Origin of the sequence: Mangrovibacter plantisponsor, from assembly GCF_003182475.1 — a bacterium.
Classification (GTDB): Bacteria; Pseudomonadota; Gammaproteobacteria; order Enterobacterales; family Enterobacteriaceae; genus Mangrovibacter; species Mangrovibacter plantisponsor.
Map to the genome: position 1 here is coordinate 81,733 of NZ_QGTS01000006.1, position 25,345 is coordinate 107,077.

Sequence of the window (25,345 nt, forward strand, 5' to 3'; positions counted from 1 at the left end):
ACTTATTTCTTTTTCTTCGCTTTCGCGTTCGGCAAGTCGGTGATGCTGCCTTCGAATACTTCAGCCGCAAGGCCAACAGATTCGTGCAGTGTTGGGTGCGCATGAATGGTCAGAGCGATATCTTCTGCATCACAACCCATTTCGATTGCCAGGCCAATTTCACCCAGTAACTCACCGCCGTTGGTGCCAACAATAGCGCCACCGATAACACGATGCGTTTCTTTATCGAAAATCAGTTTAGTCATACCGTCAGCGCAATCAGAAGCGATTGCACGGCCAGATGCCGCCCACGGGAAGGTTGCTGTTTCATAGCTAACACCCTTCTCTTTCGCTTCTTTTTCTGTCATCCCAACCCATGCAACTTCAGGTTCAGTGTAAGCAATAGATGGGATCACTTTCGGGTCGAAGTAGTGTTTCATGCCGGCGATAACTTCAGCCGCCACATGGCCTTCATGCACGCCTTTGTGTGCCAGCATTGGTTGACCAACGATGTCACCGATAGCGTAGATGTGCGGCACATTGGTACGCATTTGTTTATCAACATGGATGAAGCCACGTTCATCAACTTCAACACCCGCCATACCGGCGTCAATCAGTTTGCCGTTTGGTACACGGCCAATCGCGACCAGAACGGCGTCATAACGCTGTGCTTCAGCAGGCGCTTTTTTGCCTTCCATAGAAACGTAGATGCCGTCTTCTTTCGCTTCGACAGCAGTCACTTTCGTTTCCAGCATCAGGTTGAATTTCTGGCTGATACGTTTGGTGAAGACTTTAACCACGTCTTTATCTGCGGCAGGAATAACCTGATCGAACATTTCGACCACGTCAATCTGTGAACCCAGCGCATGGTAAACAGTACCCATTTCCAGACCGATGATACCACCGCCCATCAGCAGCATACGTTTCGGTACAGATTTCAGCTCCAGTGCATCGGTGGAGTCCCAAATACGTGGGTCTTCATGAGGAATGAACGGCAGCTGAACTGGGCGAGAACCAGCAGCAATAATCGCGTTATCAAAATTGATAACCGTTTTGCCATTCTCACCATCAACTTCCAGCGTGTTTGCGCCAGTAAATTTACCCAGGCCAGTAACCACTTTCACTTTACGGCCTTTTGCCATACCTGCCAGGCCACCCGTCAACTGAGTGATGACTTTTTCTTTCCAGGTACGGATTTTATCGATATCAGTCTGCGGCTCGCCGAATACAATACCGTGTTCAGCCAGTGCTTTTGCTTCTTCGATAACTTTAGCAACGTGCAGGAGAGCTTTTGAAGGGATACAACCGACGTTAAGGCAAACACCACCCAGGGTGCTGTAGCGCTCAACCAGAACGGTTTCCAGACCTAAATCAGCGCAACGAAAGGCCGCAGAGTAACCTGCCGGGCCCGCCCCAAGTACCACGACCTGAGTTTTAATTTCAGTACTCATCATGACCTCTTAATTTATTTCCGGCGGTCCCTGGTCTTTACGCCCATCATCCACCGGGACGTTCTATCCGTCCGCATTCTACAAAATTGTTAACAATTTTGAAACAACAAACGGGTAACGAATCAATTTGGCTCGCATAACCTCACAACAGGTATGAGGTTACCAGAAAAAAGCCGACCGTCAGGCCGGCTTTCTCTAATTACATCACCAGGCGGCGAATGTCGCTCAGGGTGTTGTTAATGATGGTAATGAAACGCGCACCATCAGCACCGTCAATCACACGATGGTCGAAAGACAAGGAGATAGGCATCATCAGGCGCGGAACAAACTCTTTACCATTCCACACTGGCTCCATCGCTGATTTAGACACACCGAGGATAGCCACTTCCGGCGCGTTAACAATCGGAGCAAAGTGGGTAGTACCCAGGCCACCGATGCTGGAGATAGTAAAGCAGCCGCCCTGCATTTCGCCGGCAGTCAGTTTACCATCACGCGCTTTCTTGGAGATGGTGGTCAGTTCACGAGACAGCTCAGTGATGCTCTTCTTGTTCACGTCTTTGAAGACCGGAACAACCAGACCATTCGGCGTATCAACCGCTACACCAATATTGATGTATTTTTTCAGAGTCAGGCGCTGTGCATCTTCAGACAGAGAGCTGTTGAAACGCGGCATCTGCTCAAGCGCTGCAGCAACAGCTTTCATGATGAAGACCACTGGAGTAAATTTCACGTCCAGTTTACGTTTCTCTGCTTCAGCATTCTGCTGTTTACGGAATGCTTCCAGATCGGTGATATCTGTTTTGTCGAAGTGCGTAACATGCGGGATCATTACCCAGTTACGGCTCAGGTTAGCACCAGAAATTTTCTGGATACGGCCCAGTTCCACTTCTTCAACTTCACCAAACTTGCTGAAGTCCACTTTCGGCCATGGCAGCATGCCTGGCAGACCACCACCGGTAGCCGCAGCAGGAGCAGCTTCTGCACGTTTAACGGCATCTTTCACGTAAGCCTGAACGTCTTCGCGCAGGATACGGCCTTTACGGCCAGACCCTTTCACTTTCGCCAGGTTAACGCCAAATTCACGTGCCAGGCGGCGAATCAGCGGGGTTGCGTGAACGTAAGCATCGTTTTCAGCAAACTCAGATTTACCTTCCGCTTTCGCTACAGGTGCTGCCGCTTTTTGCGCCGGAGCCGGTGCTGCCGCGGCAGGTGCCGGAGCTGCAGCTGGGGCTGCTGCTGGTGCAGCGCCTTCTACTTCGAAGACCATGATCAGTGAACCGGTAGACACTTTGTCGCCAGTGCTGATTTTGATTTCTTTGACAGTACCAGCAAACGGTGCAGGTACTTCCATTGAAGCCTTGTCACCTTCTACGGTGATCAGTGACTGTTCAGCGGCAACTTTATCGCCAACTTTCACCATCACTTCAGTGACTTCAACTTCGTCACCACCGATATCCGGAACCTGTACGTCTTTCGCACCACCAGCAACAGCTGGTGCAGCAGCAGCCGGAGCAGCCGCCTGTGCTGGAGCCGCAGCGCCAGCGGCACCTGCAACTTCGAAGACCATGATCAGTGAGCCGGTAGAAACTTTATCACCGGTGTTAACTTTGATCTCTTTAACGGTACCCGCAAATGGTGCAGGCACTTCCATTGAAGCTTTGTCACCTTCAACAGTAATCAGAGATTGCTCAGCTTCAACGGTATCACCCACTTTAACCAGCAGTTCAGTGACTTCTACTTCATCACTGCCGATATCAGGTACGTGTACTTCTTTAGCGGCAGCGGCAGCAGGCGCGGCTGCCGGAGCGGCTGCTTTTTTCTCTTCCTGCGCGGGTGCAGCTGCTGCTGCACCGTCGGCGGAATCGAAAATCATAATCAGTTTGCCGGTTTCGGTTTTATCACCCACCGCAACTTTGATTTCTTTCACCACGCCAGCCTGCGGCGAGGGAACTTCCATAGAAGCCTTATCGCCTTCTACGGTGATAAGCGACTGTTCTGCTTCTACTTTGTCGCCCACTTTGACCAGAATCTCGGTGATTTCAACTTCATCAGCCCCGATGTCCGGTACATTGATTTCGATAGCCATTATTCTTTTACCTCTTACGCCAGACGTGGGTTAACTTTTTCTGCGTCGATGTTGAATTTAGCAATTGCATCAGCAACCACTTTCTTATCGATTTCGCCACGTTTAGCCAGTTCGCCAAGTGCCGCTACAACCACATAGGAAGCATCAACTTCGAAGTGGTGGCGCAGGTTTTCACGGCTGTCAGAGCGACCAAAGCCGTCAGTACCCAGTACACGGTAGTCATCAGCCGGTACATAAGTACGAACCTGTTCAGCAAACAGTTTCATATAGTCAGTAGATGCCACTGCCGGTGCATCGTTCATTACCTGAGCAATGTACGGTACGCGCGGAGTTTCCAGCGGGTGCAGCATGTTCCAGCGTTCACAATCCTGTCCATCACGAGCCAGTTCAGTGAAGGAGGTTACGCTGTACACATCAGAACCCACACCGTAGTCGTTAGCCAGAATTTGTGCGGCTTCACGAACATGACGCAGGATAGAACCAGAGCCCAGCAACTGAACTTTACCTTTGCTACCCGCTACGGTTTCGAGTTTATAGATACCTTTACGGATACCTTCCTCGGCACCTGCCGGCATAGCTGGCATGTGGTAGTTTTCGTTCAGAGTGGTGATGTAGTAGTAAACGTTCTCTTGTTTCTCACCGTACATACGTTCCAGGCCATCATGCATGATAACCGCAACTTCGTATGCGTAAGACGGGTCGTAAGAGATACAGTTAGGAATAGTCAGTGACTGAATATGGCTGTGGCCATCTTCGTGCTGCAGACCTTCACCGTTAAGGGTGGTACGGCCTGAAGTCCCGCCAATCAGGAAGCCACGAGCCTGCTGATCACCAGCAGCCCAGCACAGGTCGCCAATACGCTGGAACCCGAACATGGAGTAGTAGATGTAGAACGGAATCATCGGCAGGTTGTTGGTGCTGTAAGAGGTCGCAGCAGCCAGCCAGGATGCGCCGGCACCCAGTTCGTTGATCCCTTCCTGCAGAATCTGGCCTTTTTCGTCTTCTTTGTAGTATGCAACCTGCTCACGGTCCTGCGGGGTGTACTGCTGGCCGTTCGGGCTGTAAATACCAATCTGACGGAACAAACCTTCCATACCAAAGGTACGCGCTTCATCGGCGATAATCGGCACCAGGCGATCTTTGATAGATTTGTTTTTCAGCATCACGTTCAGTGCACGCACAAACGCGATAGTGGTGGAGATTTCTTTGTTCTGCTCTTCCAGCAGCGGGCCAAAATCTTCCAGCGTCGGCAGTTCCAGTTTTTCAGTGAACTTAGGCTGACGAGTCGGCAGGTAGCCGTTCAGTTTTTCACGCTGCGCATGCAGGTATTTCGCTTCTTCGGAATCCGGAGCAAAAGTCACATACGGCAGTTTTTCGATATCTTCATCAGCAACAGGCACATTGAAACGGTCACGCACATAGCGTACGCCGTCCATGTTCATTTTCTTAACCTGGTGGGCGATGTTTTTACCTTCGGCAGCGTCACCCATACCATAACCTTTAATGGTGTGAGCAAGAATAACAGTCGGCTGGCCTTTGGTTTCCTGCGCTTTTTTCAGTGCAGCATAGACTTTCTTCGGATCGTGACCACCACGGTTCAGTGCCCAAATCTGGTCATCAGTCCAGTCAGCAACCAGAGCAGCAGTTTCCGGGTATTTACCGAAGAAGTGTTCGCGAACGTAAGCACCATCTTTAGATTTAAAGGTCTGGTAGTCACCATCAACGGTTTCATTCATCAGTTGGATCAGTTTACCGCTGGTGTCTTTACGCAGCAGTTCATCCCAACGACCACCCCAAATCACTTTAACCACGTTCCAGCCAGCACCACCAAAGATGCCTTCCAGTTCGTTAATGATTTTGCCGTTACCCGTTACCGGGCCGTCAAGACGCTGCAGGTTACAGTTGATGACGAAAACCAGGTTATCCAGTTTTTCACGAGTCGCGATAGTGATGGCGCCTTTGGATTCAGGTTCATCCATTTCGCCATCGCCAAGGAATGCGTACACAGTCTGTGCAGCGGTATCTTTCAGGCCACGGTGTTCCAGGTATTTCAGGAACTTAGCCTGATAAATGGCACCGATTGGGCCCAGCCCCATGGAAACAGTCGGGAACTGCCAGAATTCTGGCATCAGTTTCGGGTGTGGGTAAGAAGACAGACCATTACCATGAACTTCCTGACGGAAGTTATTCATCTGGTCTTCAGTCAGGCGGCCTTCAAGGAAAGCACGGGCATAAACGCCTGGGGAGATGTGGCCCTGGAAGTACACCAGATCACCGCCATCTTTTTCATTGCGCGCACGGAAGAAGTGGTTAAAGCACACTTCATAAAACGTGGCAGAAGACTGGTAAGACGCCATGTGACCGCCCAGCTCCAGGTCTTTTTTAGACGCATGCAGCACAGTCATGATGGCGTTCCAGCGAATCGCAGAACGAATACGACGTTCCAGGTCCAGATTACCCGGGTATTCAGGTTCATCTTCAACGGCAATAGTATTGACGTAGCTGCCAGCACCAGCGCCAGCGGCAACTTTAACACCGCCTTTACGGGCTTCGCTCAGTAACTGATCAACCAGGAACTGCGCACGTTCAACACCTTCTTCACGGATGACCGATTCGATCGCCTGTAGCCAGTCGCGAGTTTCGATCGGATCCACGTCATTTTGCAAACGTTCTGACATGGGGTATTCCTTATCTTTTAATCGTTGATTGTCTGGAACCTGTCCCATTGCATTCTCAGCCTGGGGTAAAAACACAATAAGACAGGTTCTGCGTTTAGTTGCCGCGCTCTATGATTGGGCGCTTTTGCGTTTTATTCCGGCAAAAAGACCTGAAAAAACGCTAGTCCTTTCGTTGCTGTAAGCGGCGCAATGAACGTTCTCTTCGACTTTGCTCACGGCTGCGGTCCAGCAATATTTCCTCAATAAACGCCAGATGCCGGTGCGATGCTTCACGGGCCTGTTCCGGCTTACGTGCCATGATCGCTTCGAAAATACTGGCGCGATGACTACTCACGAGGGGATGCATATCTCTTCGTGTGTAGAGCAATTCAAAATTCTGTCGAACATTCTGGGCAAGCATAGGCTCCATACAGCGCAGCAAGTGGAGCAGTACCACATTATGTGCTGCTTCTGTGACCGCTATCTGATACTGAAGCACGGCTTCCGATTCAGCATCCAGGTCACCCGCCTGTTTGGCGCTTTCAATGCTCTCGTGGCATTCACGAATACGCGCGAGATCTTCATCCGTGCCTCGCAGCGCAGCGTAATAAGCGGCGACACCTTCCAGTGCATGGCGCGTTTCGAGAAGATCAAACTGAGATTCGGGATGGTCTGACAGCAAAGCAGCAAGAGGGTCACTAAAGCTTTTCCAGAGGTTATTCTGGATAAAAGTGCCGCCACCCTGACGACGTAACAACAGCCCTTTCGCTTCAAGGCGCTGGATAGCTTCACGTAATGAAGGGCGTGAAACATCAAATTGACGCGCTAATTCACGCTCCGGCGGCAATTTTTCCCCCGGGCGCAGTGTCCCTTCAAGGATGAGGTACTCCAGTTGCTGCTCGATTACATCGGATAGCTTAGGTTGGCGGATTTTGCTGTAGGCCATTCGTTATTTTCTCTGCCTTTCGCCCGGAGTCAATTGGTAAGACCAATTTCATATTCGTGACGCTAAAGTAACAAAGTATTCACCTTATGTCCATATTGGTTTTGATTGAAATCATTAAACACCACACATTTTAACAACATTACAGAAATAGCGTTTCAGACATGTAACTTTGCACAAATCATAATGTTACCTGGCCCGATGCACATTTAACCAATTTGAAACCAATTATTTCTCAAATTGAACCGATTCAACACAGGATTTAATGAATAAAAATCCATTAATTTTGAATACAAAGTCAAAATGAGAATTATCAATGGAAAAATACAGCTAACAGGAATGGTGAGATTTTGCTCAGTCCGGGAAGAGGAATGCAGAAACCAGGTGCAACTCGCTGCTCTTAACACTATTCTTTGCGCTTCGGTAGTAGACGAATAAAAAAACGCGCTTTGTTACCGTAAAAAAAACACTACAGCATATGGAATGTATCAATTACATACGGTGCTATTTAAACCAACAATATCACCACACACGAGGTTTGTAAGATGGAAGGTCAACAACAAGGCGACTCGCTAAAGCGCGGCCTTAAAAACCGCCATATACAGCTAATCGCGCTGGGCGGCGCTATCGGTACCGGTTTGTTTCTGGGTAGCGCATCGGTTATACAGTCTGCCGGCCCGGGGATAATTTTGGGCTATGCTATTGCCGGCTTCATTGCTTTTCTGATCATGCGCCAGTTAGGTGAAATGGTTGTTGAAGAGCCTGTTGCAGGCTCATTCAGCCACTTTGCCTACAAATACTGGGGCAGTTTCGCGGGCTTTGCTTCTGGCTGGAACTACTGGGTGCTGTACGTGCTGGTTGCCATGGCTGAGCTGACAGCTGTCGGTAAGTATATTCAGTTCTGGTACCCAGAAATTCCAACCTGGGTTTCTGCTGCAGCCTTCTTTGTCATTATCAACGCCATTAACCTGACCAACGTAAAAGTGTTTGGTGAACTGGAGTTCTGGTTTGCCATCATCAAAGTGTTCGCGGTTGTGGCAATGATAATTTTTGGCGGCTGGTTGCTGTTCAGTGGTAAAGGCGGCCCTCAGGCCACAATACATAACCTGTGGGATCAAGGTGGTTTCCTGCCCCATGGCATGACTGGTCTGGTCATGATGATGGCGATTATTATGTTCTCCTTCGGTGGGCTGGAATTAGTGGGTATTACCGCAGCAGAAGCGGATAACCCGGAGCAGAGCATCCCGAAAGCAACCAACCAGGTTATATGGCGTATTCTGATTTTCTATATTGGCTCACTGGCAGTTCTGCTCTCTCTGTTGCCCTGGACGCGCGTTACAGCAGATACCAGCCCGTTCGTGCTCATCTTCCACGAACTGGGTGATACTTTCGTAGCCAATGCCTTAAATATCGTGGTGCTGACCGCCGCGCTGTCTGTATATAACAGTTGTGTGTACTGTAACAGCCGTATGTTGTTCGGCCTGGCTCAGCAAGGTAACGCACCGAAAGCACTCCTTACCGTGGATAAACGTGGCGTGCCAGTAAACACCATCATCGTTTCTGCAGTGGTAACAGCACTCTGTGTACTGATTAACTACCTGGCGCCGGAGTCAGCTTTCGGTATGCTTATGGCTCTGGTGGTTTCTGCTCTGGTTATCAACTGGGCAATGATTAGCCTGGCGCACATGAAATTCCGCCGTACCAAACAACAGCAGGGTGTCACCACACGCTTCCCGGCGCTGCTCTACCCATTGGGCAACTGGGTCTGCCTGCTGTTCATGGCCGCCGTGCTGGTTATCATGTTGATCACCCCGGGTATGGCAATTTCTGTTTACCTTATCCCTGTCTGGGTTGCTGTCCTTGGTGTGGGCTATATGTGTAAGCAGAAAAGCCGCAACACCGTGAAAACCAATTAATTGTACCTTCCCTCTGCACCCGTATTTTGCGGGTGCAGAGTATTGTTATCTCCTTCACACTTCCCACCCAATGACATGATTGTCCATTTCTGCGGCTGATTCCTGCTGCGAAAAATTTCACTTTAGCACCAATAATTCTGTCCATATCTTCTGAATGGAGTGAGGCAGATGCAAAGCAACAAGCTAACAGTTAAGGAAAAGATAGGCTACGGGATGGGGGATGCCGGTTGTAATATCATCGGCGGTGCCATCATGCTGTTTTTAAACTTTTTTTATACCGACATTTTCGGCCTTGCTCCCGCTTTGGTGGGCACACTACTCCTTTCTGTGCGTGTAGTTGATGCAGTAACTGACCCTATCATGGGCGCTATTGCTGACCGTACAAAAAGCCGCTGGGGGCGTTTTCGTCCATGGTTGCTATGGATTTCACTGCCTTACGTACTCTTCAGCGTACTCATGTTCACCACGCCAGAGTGGAGCTATAACAGCAAGGTTATCTATGCGTTTATCACCTATTTCCTGATGTCGCTGACCTATACCGCTATTAATATCCCTTATTGCTCACTGGGTGGTGTCATCACTAATGATCCCCATGAGCGGGTTTCCTGCCAGTCTTACCGCTTCGTTATGGTCGGTATTGCCACGTTAATTTTATCCCTGTCACTTCTGCCTTTGGCAGAATGGTACGGTGGTGCAGATAAAGCGAAAGGCTACCAGATGGCGATGGGCACCCTGGCTATCATCGCGCTGTTTATGTTCCTGTATTGTTTCTCAACTGTGCGTGAACGTATTCGCCCAGCCGTCCCCACAAATGACGACCTGAAATCTGACTTGCGTGATGTATGGAAGAACGACCAGTGGGTGCGTATTTTGTTGCTGACCTTGTGCAATGTCTGCCCTGGTTTTATTCGCATGGCAGCCACCATGTATTACGTCACCTGGGTCATGCAGCAAAGCACCGGTTTTGCCACTATGTTTATCAGCCTTGGTGTTATCGGCATGATGATTGGCAGCACACTCGCCAAGGTATTGACTGATAAATGGTGTAAGCTGAAAGTCTTCTTCTGGACAAACATTGTGCTGGCAATCTTCTCCAGTGGGTTCTATTTCCTCGATCCCCATGCCACCGTACTTATCATCGTCATGTACTTCCTGCTTAATATCCTGCACCAAATCCCATCACCGCTGCACTGGTCACTGATGGCAGACGTCGACGATTATGGCGAGTGGAAAACAGGTAAACGCATTACCGGGATTAGCTTCTCTGGCAACCTGTTCTTCCTGAAGTTAGGCCTGGCAATCGCGGGTTCCATGTGTGGTTTCTTGCTGTCCTGGTATGGCTATGACGCATCCCTGAAGCAGCAGTCCGCCAGTGCCATCAACGGCATAATTTTACTGTTCACTGTGATTCCTGGTGTGGGTTATTTAATTACTGCCGGGGTGGTGCGTCTGCTCAAAGTTGACCGTGAAACCATGAAACAGATTCAGATTGACCTGGAAAAACGCCGTAAAAACTACCAGGAACTGGTTGACTACCAGGAAGGTAAGCAAGACAGCGAAGCTCCTGCGCAACCCGTTGGCAAAACCGCCGACCAACATATTGAAAAGCCAGTTTGAGTGCCAAACGAAACGATAAGGAAAGACGTTATGTTGCAATGGCCTAACCCATTAATTGAACAACGTGCAGACCCTTTTATTTTGCATGAAGGTTCAGAGTACTATTTTATTGCTTCCGTTCCTGAATATGACAGGCTGGAGATTCGCCGGGCTTCGTCTATTGCAGAACTGGCCCAGGCCGAGGGCGTGGTTGTCTGGCGTAAACCCGATACCGGCCCGATGAGTGAGCTGATTTGGGCTCCTGAACTCCACCGCATAGAGGGTAAGTGGTATATCTATTATGCTGCAGCACATACCAAGGCACTGCGCGACAACATGTTCCAGCACCGCATGTATGTGCTCGAATGCGCAGATAGCTGCCCGTTAACCGGTAACTGGGTTGAAAAAGGCCAGTTAACCACGCAGTTCGATACCTTCTGCCTTGATGCCACCACCTTTTCACACCAGGGCAAGCAGTGGTACCTGTGGGCGCAAAAAGCACCAGATATCCCAGGTAATTCCAATTTATATTTAAGTGAAATGGCAAACCCGTGGACTCTGAAAGGGGAAGCCGTCATGTTAAGCAAGCCTGAGTTTGACTGGGAATGCCGGGGTTTTCTGGTGAATGAAGGGCCGGCGGTCATTTTCCATGGCGAACGTATTTTTATTACCTATTCAGCCAGCGCTACCGATGAAAACTACTGCATGGGTTTGTTGTGGGCCAATAAAGATGCCAATATTCTGGACCCGAAAAACTGGCATAAGTCCCTCCAACCGGTGTTTACCACCAGTGAAGCCAACCGCCAGTTTGGCCCCGGGCATAACAGTTTCACCACCACACCAGACGGCCAGGATGTGCTGGTTTACCATGCACGCAACTACACTGAAATAGAAGGCGACCCGCTTTATGACCCCGGCCGCCACACCCGGGTTAAATTGATTGAGTGGGGGCCCGATGGTATGCCTGATTTCGGCATACCACCCGCAGACCACCCGTAGCAGTAAAAAGTAGCAATCAAAAAAACGGCGTACTTAAACCAGTGCGCCGTAAATCGTTAATAAAGCCACCACCACTACCACCACCAGCGCAGTCTTCTTCGCCATTGATACAGCCGCTTTCGGGGTTCTGACTTTGTCAGAGTGAGGTTCCCGCGCCAGGGAAAATTGTGCCAGTTGTGTCAATACCTGGTATTGAGAAGTTCCCCGGTCACCGAGTGATGCGAACCATGCCGGTAGCGCTTTTTCACCATGCCCCAATAACGCATAAGCCAGCCCAACTAACCTGACCGGCACCCAATCCAGAACGTGCAAAATGGCATCAATACCCGCATGTAACCGCTGATGCGGAGTGTGGTGGCGGGCAAGCCATGTCTGCCAGGCTCTGAGAACTGCATACCCGACTAAGGTTACCGGCCCAAAGCTCCCCCCCACAACAAACCAGAAAAGAGGTGCCAGGTAGTAACGATAATTAATCCACAACAGGGCATTTTGTAACTCACGTAAAAACTCACGATCATCACAACCAGGCGGGACACCATGGATCATCGTTAACTCAGCCACCATTTCATCACAGGCACGTGAATCCCCGCGGCTGGCCGCTTTGAGGTAAGCATGATAGTGCAGACGTACCTTGCCGGCACCGATACACAAAACGCCAATCAGGATCCAGAACACCAATAGCGGGACATTGAACAAAATCCCTTTTAATAAATACAGACACGCAGCAATAATCGCCATCGCGGCAACAGACAGCAAAAGCGTGTAACCCATAGAGAAATAACGGGTTCGGCGGAAGATAACCTCCAGGCGGCTTTCCAATTGCCAGTGTTCTCCAAACTTAAATAAACGTTCTGAAATTAACACCAACAATAAGGTAAATAGCGTCATACCTTCTCCTTACCAGAAACTGAAACCAGTGCGTGAAAGCGCGGCCAGTCAAAAACAGTGCCAGGGTCCGTTTTTCTGGAAGGTGCAATATCACAATGCCCTGCCATATTTCTGGCAATATCCGGCCAGGATGCCGCCAAAACTCGTGTTATCTCAGCAAGGCGCAGATATTGTGCATCGGTATATGGCAAGACATCGGTGCCTTCCAGTTCAATCCCGATAGAAAAATCATTACATTTTTCCCGCCCCTGCCAGGAAGAAACACCAGCATGCCAGGCTCTTTTATTAAAAGGGACGTACTGAACCACTTCACCATCACGGCGAATCAGGCAATGTGCTGACACACGTAATTGTGCAATGCCTTCAAAATAAGGGTGGGCTTTGGCATCCAGCGTACCGGCAAACAGAGCATCAATCCACGGGCCCCCAAATTCACCGGGTGGTAAACTGATATTATGTACGACCAGCAATGAAGGCGATTCACCTTCCGGGCGATCATCACAATGCGGTGAAGGCGCATGCCTTGCTTCGCTTAACCAGCCATCCTGAAGCTTCATTATGGTTCTCCTTGCTGTGGCACTAAAGGTCGCTTCAGAGTAGCATGTTTCCAATTTATATCAGCCATTTCGGAGTTAATAATGCCACCACGCCGCTATAACCCAGACCACCGACGTGAAGCACTGTTGGAGCGGATTAATACCGATATTCCCGGTACAGTTTCTGTTGCGCTAAAAGAAGACCTTGGCGGTAACATTGATGCCAATAACGATATTACTGCGCAATTACTCCCGCCGGAAAGCACATCTCATGCTGTTGTTATCACCCGCGAAGAAGGTATTTTTTGTGGCAAACGCTGGGTTGAAGAAGTGTTCATCCAGCTTGGCGGCAACGTACAGGTTACATGGCATGTCAATGATGGTGATGAAATCACGGCAAACCAGCCATTATTCGAGCTGACGGGCTCCTCGCGTATACTGCTCACAGGTGAACGAACCGCACTGAACTTTGTACAAACTCTCTCTGGTGTTTCCAGTGAAGTTCACCGTTATGTTGCACAACTGGCTGGTACGAACACCCAATTACTGGATACACGCAAGACAGTTCCTGGCCTGCGCACCGCACTAAAATATGCAGTTCTCTGTGGCGGCGGAAGCAACCACCGCCTGGGGTTATCCGATGCTTTCCTAATCAAGGAAAACCATATTATTGCCGCCGGCTCTGTTCGCCAGGCAATCGAAAAAGCGAGCTGGATCCATCCAGATGTTCCTATTGAAGTCGAAGTTGAAAGCCTTGAAGAACTGCAGGATGCCCTACATGCTGGTGCAGATATCATCATGCTGGACAACTTTGATACCGATATGATGCGCAAAGCTGTTGGGATAACCCAGGGCAATGCCCAGTTGGAAGTGTCTGGCAACGTGACTCTGGATACGCTGCGCGCCTGCGCTGAAACTGGTGTGGATTTTATTTCAGTAGGTGCCCTGACTAAACATATCCGCGCACTGGATCTCTCAATGCGTTTCCGCTAAACGCTTAGAGCGCTTTTTCTCCGTTACGGGCAGCCAGCCTGCCCGTATTTTCAGGCATCCTCGCATTTATTCCGCTTTTTTTGCAGTGTGCATATTCACTCAGGAACAGAAACTCCAGAATAAAAAACACCCTGTCGAAGCATATGGCGCAACCTGCCATAGTCGAGCTCCGTTACACCAAAGGAGACAACCATGCACAGGCAACGTGGCTTCACCCTGATTGAATTAATGGTAGTAGTAGGCATCATCGCTATTCTTAGCGCAACCGCTATTCCCGCATATCAAAACTACTTACGTAAAGCGGCATTAACCGACGTTCTACAAAATGTATTGCCCTACCGCAGCGCTGTCGAACTCTGCGCTATTGAACGCGGTGGCATCACACCCTGCCATGCTGACAGCAACGGAATTCCAGCCCCACGAACCTCAAGGTATATCGCCAGCTTGTCAGTTACAGCAGGGAGCATTCAGCTTAACGGGCAGGACAGCCTCAACGGTCTCTCATTAACACTGCTTCCACAATGGGATGACAACCAGGGTATCACTGGCTGGCGAAAAACCTGTTCGGCGCCTGGTAATACAGGCCTTGAGCAGGCATGCAATGACATATTCCGCTTTGCTGACGAGTAAACTGGAGAACGAATAAATGAGTGATGAGAAACTCTTTGCCCTGTGTGCCCGCCATCACGCACTGCTTCTGCGCCATGACCCGGAGATTGTCATTGCAGTTGCAAATAGCGCCCCTGATGAACTACTCAACTCACTGCGCTTTCTGTCCCACAAAAAAGTAGTGGTTGAGCACTGGTCACCGGCACAAATAGAACGGCACCGGGCACAGCACCACGCAACAGAACCTTACCAGCCCACGTCAGGCTCAGCCAACAACACCGTTGTCCATATCGAACAGACATTGCAGCAGGCGTTAAACCAGCGGGCCTCGGATATTCATTTTGAGCCCGATACGCCACTGTTCCGTGTGCGTTTCCGTATTGATGGCGTATTACACACACAGTACCAGGGGAATGCAGACGCCTACCCCGCTCTTGTTGCCCGGTTGAAAGTACTCAGCGATATGGATATCGCTGAGAAACGCCTTCCCCAGGACGGGCAATTCACACTTCCGGACCTCCCCGGGAATATTTCGTTTCGCCTGGCGACACTCCCTTGCCGGGCTGGAGAAAAAATCGTCTTAAGGGTTTTACATAAGCAGGATGAACAACTCTCACTTGATGCACTTGGCCTTGCCCCCCGGCAACTGGATGAATTTAAAAATGCACTCAACGCGCCGCAAGGGCTGATTCTGGTGACAGGCCCGACCGGGAGTGGGAAAACCGTCTCCTTATATAGCGGCCTGAATGCCCTTAATCAACCAGGTATTAATATCAGCAGTGTTGAAGACCCAATAGAAATTCCACTAAGCGGGCTTAACCAGGCGCAAGTAAATCTGAAGGCGGGTTTAACATTTCAGCGAGTGTTGCGGGCTCTACTGCGCCAGGATCCTGATGTCATTATGGTGGGTGAGATCCGTGACAACGAAACTGCTGAAATTGCTATTAAGGCCGCACAAACCGGGCATTTGGTGTTATCCACGCTACACACCAACTCCACGACCGATACACTTGTTCGCCTGGAACAAATGGGCATTGCCCGCTGGATGATTGCTTCAGCACTCAAACTGGTTATTGCGCAACGGCTGGTCAGAAAATTGTGCCCACACTGCCGTAAACAACATACCAAACCACTGGTTCTGCCCCGGACAGTGAGCCGGTTACCTTTACCAAACTGGATACCGGTTGGCTGTGAGCAGTGCTACAGCGGGTTCTATGGGCGGGTGGCACTGTTTGAAGTTCTGGCTATCACACCCGAGGTTCATGATGCTTTATTACGCGGAGATACAGCCACACAAATTGCTGAACTCGCAAAGCAACAAGGTTGCATAGCACTTTTCGAACATGGCTGCCAGGCAGTCAGCCGCGGAGAAACGACAGTGAATGAGCTGTACCGAGTGTTGGGGTTACCTCATGGCAGCTAAGTTATCGCTTTGGCGCTGGTCTGCACTTGATATAAAAGGCAACCCGCAATCCGGCATCAGCTTTGCCGTTGGGAAAATTGAGATAATGACCCTGCTTTGTAGCAAGGCATTATTTCCGGTACGCATTCAACGGGCACGGGCGTATGAAAGTAAACCCCGCCATATGGATCACCGAATCCATTTTTTACAACAGCTGTCGGCATTGCTGAAAGCGGGTATCAGCCTGCCAGATGCACTGGTGTTACTCGGCCAGCAACATGCTTCTCCGCTTTGGCAGGCGGTAATGCAACAAATCACATTACGGCTCAACGAAGGTGAACCTTTTTCGGCCATTATTCAAAGCTGGCCTGAGCTCTTCCCTCCCTTGTTCGTCGCTCTGAGCCGCACAGGTGAAATGACAGGGAAGCTGGATTTATGCTTTACGCACCTGTCTGAGCAACAAGAACAACAGCGCACCTTGCAGCGTACTGTGTCGAAAGCACTACGCTACCCATTACTGACTCTGTGTATGGCACTGGCCGTTACACTGGGCATGCTACTGTTTGTTCTGCCAACTTTCGCGGATATCTACCAGGCATTTAATACTCCACTTCCAGCAGTGACACGTATTTTGATGTCTGTATCTGCCTGGCTTAGCCAACATCTGTACATTCTGGCGTTTACTGGCCTTACGGCGGTTATCCTTGTGGTGTGGCCTGCCAGAAAAGCATGGCACAGATTTACCCAATACCTGTTACAACGCGCTCCAGTAATGAATCGGCTGTACGAGTCACTGATGCGCAGCCAGATTTTTATGATGCTCGCCCTGACACAACAATCAGGCGTAAATATTCTGCAGGGGTTACAGCTTGTTAAAGAGGCTCTACCCGACACCAGCCACTGGCGGCAGGTTATAGGGCAACTTCTGGAAGATGTTACTCAGGGTATAACTCTGGGTGAAGCTATGCGCCAGCATGGCTGTTTTACACCACTCTGCTATCAGTTAGTGACAACCGGGGAACAATCTGGTGCGTTGGATACTATGCTGGAAAAACTTGCCGACTGGCACAGAGAAAATACGCAACTACAGGCCAGCCAGTTAACTCAATTAATGGAACCATTGTTAATGGTAATTACCGGGCTGATAACTGGTTTGCTTGTGCTGGCAATGTATTTGCCCATTTTTGGGCTGGGGGAAGCAATGGGAGCAGGTTAATTACTGTGGGTTAATAAAGCGCAACAGGGTAAGACGATCTTCTTACCCTGTTAGTACTGTGGCAAACTATTACAGGCTGTTAAACACCCGGTTTTCTTGCTCCTGCACACGGATAAATGTCGTGCGTTTAGTCAACTCTTTCAGGCGGGAAGCCCCCACATAGGTACAGGCTGAACGCAGCCCACCCAGGATATCCCGTGCAGTATTTTCAACCGGCCCACGCAAGGGAAGCTTCACGGTTTTGCCCTCTGCAGCCCGGTATTCAGCCACACCACCGACATGGCGGTTCATAGCAGAAGCAGAACTCATGCCATAGAACAGCATAAATTTCTCACCATTTTCTTCAACTACAGTGCCACCACTCTCTTCATGGCCTGCCAGCATACCGCCAAGCATGACAAAATCAGCACCACCGCCAAATGCTTTGGCCACGTCACCTGGCACAGTACAACCACCATCGCTGACAATTTGCCCACCAAGGCCATGAGCGGCATCTGCACACTCGATGACAGCAGACAACTGTGGGTAACCGACCCCGGTTTTTACCCGAGTGGTACAAACAGATCCGGGCCCAATGCCGACTTTCACAATATCAGCACCTGACAGGATCAGTTCTTCGCACATTTCGCCCGTTACCACATTCCCGGCACAAATAACTTTATCAGGCCATGCTTCACGCGCTTTTGCCACAAACTGAACGAAATGCTCGGAGTAACCATTAGCCACATCGATACACACAAAAGCCAGAGACGGGCTCAACGCCAGAATCTGTTTGGTTTTTTCAAAATCGGCAGCGGACGTCCCCGTGGATACCATGACATGGCGCAGCACAGACGCCGGAGATTGCTCAACAAACTGGCGCCAGTCTTCAACGGAATAATGCTTGTGGACGGCGGTCAAAATATCAAACGCCGCCAGAGCACTTGCCATGCTGAAGGTTCCCACTGTGTCCATATTTGCTGCAATAACAGGAACGCCAGCCCAGTTCACGCCAGAATGTTTAAAAGTATACTGGCGTTCAAGCTCTACATCAGAGCGGCTCTTCAGTGTGGAACGTTTGGGGCGGATGAGAACGTCTTTAAAACCTAACTTGATATCTTCTTCAATACGCATTTGCGATTATCCTGGTCGTGGCGATGTAATTAAAAGGTAAGAGGCGATACAACTGCCGACTCCAGTGACGTTATCTTACGCACTAATAAAGGGAGCGCAAGACTGCGAAAAGCGACTTTTTTACGCTACAATCCTATAAATTTAGCGTAAGTATGGTGTTAAGGAATAACCTGTATTAAAAGCTTATTTATTACCATGTATTGCTCGTTTTTTTCGAAAACATGAGTCAGCCAGCCCAGGCTAAGCAGAGCTGGAGGTAAATATTTCGAAGTACTGTTTGCCCTGCTGTGTAAAAAAACACAGCTAATGGCGGCATGTTGAGCTCTGGCATGGTTTCACAAGGGGAAAGGCATTTTTCTTTTGTTATAAGCACACTCATCACATCGGGGTTTCGTTGTTTATGGTCTTCACTGTTGCGCTTACCGGAGGGATTGGCAGTGGCAAAAGTACTGTTGCCGCGTTGTTTGCCAACCATGGTGTATCGCTTGTTGATGCAGACATTATCGCCAGAGAAGTTGTGGCGCCGGGCCAGCCAGCCCTGCAAAAAATTGCCGGGCATTTTGGCGAACGGGTTATCAACCACGAAGGCGCACTCAACCGCACAGCTCTGCGCGAACTTATTTTTACTGATCCCAAAGAAAAGCAGTGGCTTAATGCCTTATTACACCCATTAATTCACCAACGGACGCAGCAAGCTATTGCTCAGGCGTCTTCGCCTTATGTTTTGTGGGTCGTACCTTTGCTGGTTGAAAACCAACTTCAGCAGCAGGCTGACCGCGTATTGGTTGTTGATGTCAGCACTGAAACACAGCTTCAGAGAACCATGGCACGAGATAATGTCAGCCGTGAACTTGCGCAACACATTATCTCAGCACAGGTAAGCCGGGAGGCGCGTCTTGCTGTCGCAGATGACATTATTAATAATGATGGTTTACCACAAACATTAACTCGCGATGTGGCCCGCCTGCACCAACGATACATGGCGCTGGCTATGCAGTCCGTCAGACAGGAATGAGGAAGAATGAGCTCGCAAATACTTTTTGAACATCCCCTGAGCGAGAAAATGCGCACCTGGTTGCGTATAGAGTTTTTGCTACAACAACTTTCTTCTCAGCTCCCTTTGAATGATTACCCTTCCGCACTCTATTTTTTAAGAAATATTAGTGACCTGCTGGATATTTTTGAACGCGGTGATATTCGTACTGAATTACTAAAAGAACTTGAACGCCAGCAGCGTAAACTTCAGGCATGGGTGGAAGTCCCTGGTGTGGATATGCAGCGAATCACATCACTAAAAGAGCAGTTAAAGAATACAGGCTCCCGTTTGATGGCAGGCTCGCGTTTAGGGCAAACATTGCGTGAAGATAAACTGATAAGCCTGGTTCGCCAGCGCTTAAGCATTCCTGGCGGGTGCTGTAGCTTTGATTTGCCAACATTGCATGTCTGGCTGAAATCCAGCGAAAGTACACGCAGTAATCAGGTAAGCCACTGGCTCAGCAGCCTGGAGCCATTGCGCGAAACGCTTGTCTTGATCCTTGACCTGATTCGCCATTCTTCGCCCTTTCGTAAACAAACCAGCCTCAATGGGTTTTATCAGGACAATGGTGATGATGCTGATTTGTTGCGCCTGGAGATGAATCTTGAGGATGCTATCTATCCGCAAGTGTCCGGCCATAAAAGCCGTTTTGCTATTCGTTTCCTGCCTCTTGATAGTGAACATGGGGTGATACCAGAGCGGATTGATTTCAATTTAGCTTGCTGCTAAGGAAGTAAGATGTCTGAAACAACAGAAGTGAACTGCCCAACCTGTGGCAAAACCGTTATCTGGGGTGAACAAAGCCCATGGCGGCCATTTTGTTCAAAGCGCTGCCAGTTGATTGATTTAGGTGAATGGGCCGCAGAAGAGAAACGTATCCCCAGCCAAAACACCTTATCTGACAGCGATGACTGGAGTGAAAAGCAGGACTAAGCCGTTTGCTTCAGCTTCGCGATAACAGGCGCATTGGCGGGCGGAAATTGTTCCGGCTCCAGCGCCTGTTGGTCCACCCAACGAGAAGGTTGCCCTTCTTTCCCCCAGGGTTCACCATCCCACTGTTCTACAAGGAAAAACCACAGGCTGACGTGCCTGTCCGGAAACTGGTGTTCCTGTTTTTCAAATAATGAGAAACCTGTGGGCGTAATTCCAACTTCTTCCATTAACTCCCGTTCCAGTGCCTGTTCGGGGGTTTCGCCTTGCTCAATTTTTCCACCGGGAAACTCCCACATGTTCGCCATATGCGAGTCAGCACTTCGTTGCGCCAGAAAAATCTCTGCGTTCTGATTACGAATGATCCCAACCGCTATCTCAAATCGTTTCATCGGGAAGCTCCTGAAAAAGAGGCGCAGTTGCCTGTGCCCCGGATACGACCGGGCCAGAGGTTTCCCCCTGGCCCGATTAATTAACGTTAAAATCTTACCAACAACATGTACCAGGCTTAGCTCAGGCGCCCATGGCACTGCTTATATTTTTTGCCTGAGCCGCAAGGGCAAGGATCATTACGACCCACTTTACGATCACCGGTCTGTTCAGCCAGAGACTGTGCAGCCTGGAGATCATCACTTTGATGGCTCAGTTGCTGCATTTGCGCCAGGCGCTCAGCCTCTTCACGGCGTTGCTGTTCCATGGCTTCAACTTCTTCCGGTAAACGCACCTGAACTTTGCTCAGCGTACTGATTACTTCGTACTTCAGTGACTCCAGCATAGCTGCGAACATAGAGAAAGATTCACGTTTATACTCTTGCTTAGGATCTTTTTGCGCATAGCCGCGCAAGTGAATCCCCTGACGCAGGTAATCCATGGCAGCAAGGTGCTCTTTCCACAGGCTGTCCAGCGTCTGCAGCATCACACCTTTTTCGAAATTGCGCATCATCTCGGTGCCGACAATTTCTTCTTTACGCTGATAGACTTCAACAGCCATCTGCAGAATACGTTCACGCAATGTTTCTTCGTGCAGTTCAGGCTCTTTGTCCAGCCATTCAGAAATCGGCAGTTCGAGGTCGAAATCACTTTTCAGACGCTCTTCCAAACCAGGGATATCCCACATCTCTTCCAGAGACTGAGGCGGAATATGGGCATCAATCGTGGTTTTAAATACATCTTCACGAATGCTGTTGATTGTCTCGCTGACATCAGTTGCATCCAGCAATTCGTTACGCTGAGTATAAATTGCACGCCGCTGGTCATTCGCCACATCATCATATTCCAGCAATTGCTTACGAATATCAAAGTTGCGGCTTTCAACTTTACGCTGCGCGTTGGCGATAGCTTTGGTAACCCAGGGGTGCTCAATGGCTTCGCCTGGTTTCATCCCCAGTTTACGCATCATGTTAGACACGCGGTCTGATGCGAAAATACGCATCAGGGCATCTTCCATTGACAGATAGAAACGTGATGAACCCGGGTCGCCCTGGCGGCCTGAACGGCCACGCAACTGGTTATCGATACGGCGCGATTCATGGCGTTCAGTACCGATAATATGCAGACCACCGGATGCCAGTACAGCATCGTGACGTTGCTGCCAGTTACTCTTGATTTCAGCAATTTGTTCTTCAGTTGGCGCTTCAAGCTCGGCCAACTCAGCCTGCCAGCTACCACCCAACATAATATCAGTACCACGGCCAGCCATGTTGGTGGCGATAGTAACAGAGCCAGGGTAACCGGCCTGAGCAACAATGTCTGCTTCACGCGCATGGAACTTCGCATTCAGTACATTGTGTTTGATGCCTGCTTTCGTCAGTTCCTGAGCAACCAGTTCAGATTTCTCAATGGAGATAGTACCAACCAGAACAGGCTGGCCATTTGCAGTACGATCACGAATATCTTCAATGATCGCGCCAATTTTCTCTGCTTCGGTCATGTAGACCAGGTCAGCCATGTCTTTACGAACCATAGGCCGGTTGGTTGGCACAACAACAGTGTCCAGTTTATAGATTGAACTGAACTCAAAAGCTTCGGTATCTGCCGTCCCCGTCATACCCGCGAGTTTTTCATACAGGCGGAAGTAGTTCTGGAAGGTTATTGACGCCAGGGTCTGGTTTTCATTCTGAATATCAACCCCTTCTTTTGCTTCCACTGCCTGGTGAAGGCCATCAGACCAACGACGCCCGTGCATGGTACGGCCAGTATGTTCATCAACAATGATGACTTCGCCGTCTTTTACAATGTAATCAACATCGCGGGTAAACAGGGCATGTGCACGCAGCGCCGCCGTTACGTGGTGCATCAGCATAATATTGGCCGGTGAATACAAAGATTCACCTTCATCCATAATGCCTTCCTGTACCAGTAATTCTTCTATCAGCACCAGACCACGTTCAGTCAGGTTAACCTGGCGTGCTTTTTCATCTACGGAGAAGTGACCTTCACCCTGGAAGGTGTCGGAATCTTCTTTTTCCTGGCGGACCAGATGAGGAATGATGGTGTTCACACGGCGGTACATTTCTGAGCTGTCTTCCGCCGGGCCAGAAATGATCAATGGAGTACGCGCTTCATCGATAAGGATGGAGTCAACTTCATCCACCAGCGCATAATGCAGTTTACGTTGAACACGCTCTTCCGGGCTGAATGCCATGTTGTCACGCAGGTAATCGAACCCGTACTCATTGTTGGTGCCGTAAGTAATATCTGCAGCATAAGCTTCACGCTTCGCTGGCGCTGGCATACCTGGCAGGTTGATACCCACGCTCAGGCCCAGGAATTCAAACAGCGGGCGGTTATTCTCAGCATCACGCTGGGCGAGGTAATCGTTCACCGTTACTACATGCACACCTTTACCGCTCAGGGCATTCAGGTAAGCAGGTAATGTTGCTGTCAGTGTTTTACCTTCACCAGTACGCATTTCTGCAATGCAGCGCTCATTGAGCACCATACCACCGAGCAACTGGACATCAAAGTGGCGCATACCAAATACGCGTTTACTGGCTTCACGAACTACCGCGAACGCTTCAGGCAGGATACTTTCCAGTGCGTCGCCTTTCTCCAGGCGTGCACGGAACTCGCCTGTTTTGCCTTTGAGTTCATCATCTGACAATTTTTCAATTGCCGGTTCCATGGCGTTAATTTGCGTAACAAGTTTACGCATACGACGCAATGTACGGTCGTTACGGCTTCCGAATACTTTAGTTAATAGTTTGACTAACATAATAAATTCCCAAACGCTTCGCTGAGCGATAAAACAAAATGATAAGAGTAGTGGTGTTTATCAGCAGCGAGCCTGCGGGCCTGCACGAATCCCCTGAGCGGTACCCAGCCAGTTCGTGAAGGTAAAGGAGAGTGAAGGTGCCATTGCAGGCCAGGGTTCCTGGCGTACAACTGACGGTGGTTTGCTTTCCTGAGTAAGCAGCGCACTAAGTGTATCAAGTAATGCAATATGCTGTTTTTCCAGTGGCGAGTCATCGGACACCGAAGCCCCGGCCATCACCTGAGGCGCCATCACAAAAGTCAGGTGGCGGATAACAGTACGAATTGCATGTTGGTGCCAGTAGTCGACGCTAAAAGTTGACTGGCGGCGGTTGCTTTCCTGCAATTGCGCCAACGAAAGTGCGGGATTAAAACGATTATAGTTCGCAGTGGTTTCTGCTGGTGTGCTAGCACCCGCGCTGCTGCTCGCTAAAACAGGTAGCCCAAAACTGGCCGCGACCATCCCTAACAGGAGATGGGGCCAGAAATATCGTCTACCTAATTGTCGCCAACGCGCAAATATACCAGACACTCTATTTCACCAAAGGAATTGAATCATTTTGGCTATTCAAACTGACAAGCCACATTTTAGCGACCAAATAGTATCACCAAACGCGCCGTTCATCAGCTTAATCCCTGCGATGAACCCCGAAAAAACGCGTAACAAATGAGCGAACAAACCGATTAAATGAAAAAACAGGAGCAAAAAAGAGGAAATAGCTGTTGTGCAGCAGAAATAAAAAACGACTGGGTCACCAGGCCGGAGAGAGTGCCTGATTAACCAGTCGTTTTAAACGTATCTCGCCCTTATGCCAGGACTGTCGACGGTGCCTTGAAAGCCAGTGGCAGTTCAGCTTCGTCCTCGAAGGTCACGTATTCCCACGCTTCCTGTTTAGCAAGCACAGCCTGCAACAGTTTGTTATTCAACGCATGGCCGGATTTATACGCAGTAAACGCACCGATAATATTGTGACCACACATAAACAGGTCACCAATGGCATCCAGCATTTTGTGACGCACAAACTCGTCTTCAAAACGCAGGCCATCTTCATTCAACACACGGTAGTCGTCCACGACGATAGCACAATCAAAGCTACCACCAAGGCACAAACCACGTGACTGAAGATATTCGATGTCACGCATAAAACCAAAAGTACGCGCCCGGCTGATTTGGCGCATAAACGCATCTGCCGAGAAGTTCATGCTGTAACGCTGAGTGCTGGCATCAATCGCCGGGTGATTAAAGTCAATGGTGAAATCCAGAGTAAAGCCATTATGCGGCCTGAACTCTGCCCATTTGTCACCATCTTCAACCCGGACGACATCTTTAATGCGCACGAATTTCTTCGCAACATTCAGCTCGTCAACCCCTGCGTCCATCAACAGATAAACAAAGGGAGCAGCACTGCCATCCATAATTGGGATTTCCGGCGCATTCACTTCAACAATAATGTTGTCGATGCCTAAACCAGCCAAAGCTGCATTCAGGTGCTCCACAGTTGATATCCGCACGTCATGCTCATTTACCAGGCACGTACAGAGCATGGTATCACGCACAGATTTGGCATCAGCCGGGAAATCTACCGGTGGATTCAAGTCGGTACGACGATAGATGACCCCGGTGTTAGCCGGTGCAGGGCGTAGCGTCAGCGTGACTTTCTTGCCGGTATGTAAACCGACACCTGTCGCCTGAACAATACGTTTTAATGTCCTTTGTTTGATCATCGCATTATCTCGCCTGTT

General features: G+C 49.6%; 21 protein-coding genes. 10 read left to right on the forward strand and 11 right to left on the reverse strand.

What is annotated here, in order from left to right; all coding sequences use genetic code 11:
- Window positions 1-2 precede the first annotated feature (2 nt).
- The 4 genes from lpdA to pdhR all read right to left on the reverse strand — a co-directional run bounded on the left by lpdA (window position 3) and on the right by pdhR (window position 7,119).
- The gene (gene lpdA / locus DES37_RS10830; RefSeq protein WP_036106878.1) at window positions 3-1,430 is read right to left on the reverse strand and encodes a dihydrolipoyl dehydrogenase; all 1,428 of its coding nucleotides are present in this window, start codon (window positions 1,428-1,430) and stop codon (window positions 3-5) included.
- 199 nt (window positions 1,431-1,629) lie between these two features.
- Window positions 1,630-3,516, reverse strand: coding sequence for a pyruvate dehydrogenase complex dihydrolipoyllysine-residue acetyltransferase (aceF, locus tag DES37_RS10835; protein WP_110025792.1), 1,887 nt, complete (start codon window positions 3,514-3,516; stop codon window positions 1,630-1,632).
- A 14-nt stretch (window positions 3,517-3,530) separates the two neighbouring features.
- Window positions 3,531-6,194 (reverse strand): pyruvate dehydrogenase (acetyl-transferring), homodimeric type, encoded by a 2,664-nt coding sequence (gene aceE, locus DES37_RS10840; RefSeq protein ID WP_110025793.1) that lies wholly within the window; start codon window positions 6,192-6,194, stop codon window positions 3,531-3,533.
- A gap of 160 nt (window positions 6,195-6,354) precedes the next feature.
- A complete protein-coding gene (gene pdhR, locus DES37_RS10845) occupies window positions 6,355-7,119 on the reverse strand; it encodes a pyruvate dehydrogenase complex transcriptional repressor PdhR (protein WP_036106121.1) in 765 nt (254 codons plus the stop codon).
- Between the two features lie 542 nt (window positions 7,120-7,661).
- Here pdhR and aroP point away from each other — a divergent pair.
- The 3 genes from aroP to DES37_RS10860 all read left to right on the forward strand — a co-directional run bounded on the left by aroP (window position 7,662) and on the right by DES37_RS10860 (window position 11,627).
- Window positions 7,662-9,032 carry an aromatic amino acid transporter AroP gene (aroP, locus tag DES37_RS10850; RefSeq protein WP_036106124.1) on the forward strand — a complete coding sequence of 457 codons (1,371 nt, stop codon included), beginning with the start codon at window positions 7,662-7,664 and terminating at the stop codon, window positions 9,030-9,032.
- Window positions 9,033-9,200: 168 nt separating this feature from the next.
- Complete coding sequence (locus DES37_RS10855; RefSeq protein ID WP_110025794.1) at window positions 9,201-10,649, forward strand: glycoside-pentoside-hexuronide (GPH):cation symporter; 1,449 nt, start codon at window positions 9,201-9,203, stop codon at window positions 10,647-10,649.
- Window positions 10,650-10,679: 30 nt separating this feature from the next.
- Entirely contained in the window at window positions 10,680-11,627 is a 948-nt protein-coding gene (locus DES37_RS10860) for a glycoside hydrolase family 43 protein (RefSeq protein ID WP_110025795.1), read from the forward strand.
- Window positions 11,628-11,660: 33 nt separating this feature from the next.
- Here the strand turns inward: DES37_RS10860 and ampE are convergent, their stop codons facing one another.
- Together ampE and ampD are read right to left on the reverse strand one after the other, a co-directional pair.
- On the reverse strand, window positions 11,661-12,515 hold the full coding sequence (gene ampE, locus DES37_RS10865; protein WP_110025796.1) for a beta-lactamase regulator AmpE: 855 nt from the start codon (window positions 12,513-12,515) through the stop codon (window positions 11,661-11,663).
- Window positions 12,512-13,072, reverse strand: coding sequence for a 1,6-anhydro-N-acetylmuramyl-L-alanine amidase AmpD (ampD, locus tag DES37_RS10870; RefSeq protein ID WP_110025797.1), 561 nt, complete (start codon window positions 13,070-13,072; stop codon window positions 12,512-12,514). Before ampD ends, ampE begins: the two co-directional genes overlap by 4 nt.
- 81 nt (window positions 13,073-13,153) lie before the next feature.
- On the opposite strand from ampD, the gene nadC reads away from it, so the two are divergent.
- The 4 genes from nadC (at window position 13,154) to hofC (ending at window position 17,271) form a co-directional block, all read left to right on the forward strand.
- Window positions 13,154-14,044, forward strand: a complete 891-nt coding sequence (gene nadC / locus DES37_RS10875) for a carboxylating nicotinate-nucleotide diphosphorylase (protein WP_110025798.1) — start codon at window positions 13,154-13,156, stop codon at window positions 14,042-14,044.
- Between the two features lie 192 nt (window positions 14,045-14,236).
- Window positions 14,237-14,674, forward strand: a complete 438-nt coding sequence (gene ppdD, locus DES37_RS10880) for a prepilin peptidase-dependent pilin (protein WP_036106138.1) — start codon at window positions 14,237-14,239, stop codon at window positions 14,672-14,674.
- Window positions 14,675-14,690: 16 nt separating this feature from the next.
- On the forward strand, window positions 14,691-16,076 hold the full coding sequence (gene gspE / locus DES37_RS10885) for a type II secretion system protein GspE (protein ID WP_110025799.1): 1,386 nt from the start codon (window positions 14,691-14,693) through the stop codon (window positions 16,074-16,076).
- A complete protein-coding gene (hofC, locus tag DES37_RS10890) occupies window positions 16,066-17,271 on the forward strand; it encodes a protein transport protein HofC (RefSeq protein ID WP_170123759.1) in 1,206 nt (401 codons plus the stop codon). Before gspE ends, hofC begins: the two co-directional genes overlap by 11 nt.
- A gap of 69 nt (window positions 17,272-17,340) precedes the next feature.
- On the opposite strand, the gene DES37_RS10895 is transcribed toward hofC, so the two are convergent.
- Window positions 17,341-18,384, reverse strand: a complete 1,044-nt coding sequence (locus DES37_RS10895; RefSeq protein ID WP_110025801.1) for a GMP reductase — start codon at window positions 18,382-18,384, stop codon at window positions 17,341-17,343.
- Window positions 18,385-18,784: 400 nt separating this feature from the next.
- Between DES37_RS10895 and coaE the strand changes: the two genes are divergently transcribed.
- Genes coaE through yacG form a run of 3 tightly spaced genes read left to right on the forward strand, consistent with a single transcriptional unit; the run spans window position 18,785 to window position 20,353 of the window.
- On the forward strand, window positions 18,785-19,399 hold the full coding sequence (gene coaE, locus DES37_RS10900; RefSeq protein WP_110025802.1) for a dephospho-CoA kinase: 615 nt from the start codon (window positions 18,785-18,787) through the stop codon (window positions 19,397-19,399).
- A gap of 6 nt (window positions 19,400-19,405) precedes the next feature.
- Window positions 19,406-20,149, forward strand: a complete 744-nt coding sequence (zapD, locus tag DES37_RS10905) for a cell division protein ZapD (RefSeq protein ID WP_036106153.1) — start codon at window positions 19,406-19,408, stop codon at window positions 20,147-20,149.
- 9 nt (window positions 20,150-20,158) lie between these two features.
- Entirely contained in the window at window positions 20,159-20,353 is a 195-nt protein-coding gene (gene yacG, locus DES37_RS10910) for a DNA gyrase inhibitor YacG (protein ID WP_036106156.1), read from the forward strand.
- Here yacG and mutT read toward each other — a convergent pair.
- From mutT to lpxC, 4 genes are all read right to left on the reverse strand, one after another.
- Window positions 20,350-20,742, reverse strand: coding sequence for an 8-oxo-dGTP diphosphatase MutT (gene mutT / locus DES37_RS10915; RefSeq protein ID WP_110025803.1), 393 nt, complete (start codon window positions 20,740-20,742; stop codon window positions 20,350-20,352). The two genes, yacG and mutT, sit on opposite strands and share 4 nt — an antisense overlap.
- A gap of 116 nt (window positions 20,743-20,858) precedes the next feature.
- The gene (gene secA, locus DES37_RS10920; protein WP_110025804.1) at window positions 20,859-23,564 is read right to left on the reverse strand and encodes a preprotein translocase subunit SecA; all 2,706 of its coding nucleotides are present in this window, start codon (window positions 23,562-23,564) and stop codon (window positions 20,859-20,861) included.
- A 60-nt stretch (window positions 23,565-23,624) separates the two neighbouring features.
- Window positions 23,625-24,134 carry a secA translation cis-regulator SecM gene (secM, locus tag DES37_RS10925; protein ID WP_110025805.1) on the reverse strand — a complete coding sequence of 170 codons (510 nt, stop codon included), beginning with the start codon at window positions 24,132-24,134 and terminating at the stop codon, window positions 23,625-23,627.
- Between the two features lie 275 nt (window positions 24,135-24,409).
- On the reverse strand, window positions 24,410-25,327 hold the full coding sequence (gene lpxC, locus DES37_RS10930) for a UDP-3-O-acyl-N-acetylglucosamine deacetylase (RefSeq protein ID WP_110025806.1): 918 nt from the start codon (window positions 25,325-25,327) through the stop codon (window positions 24,410-24,412).
- Window positions 25,328-25,345 lie beyond the last annotated feature (18 nt).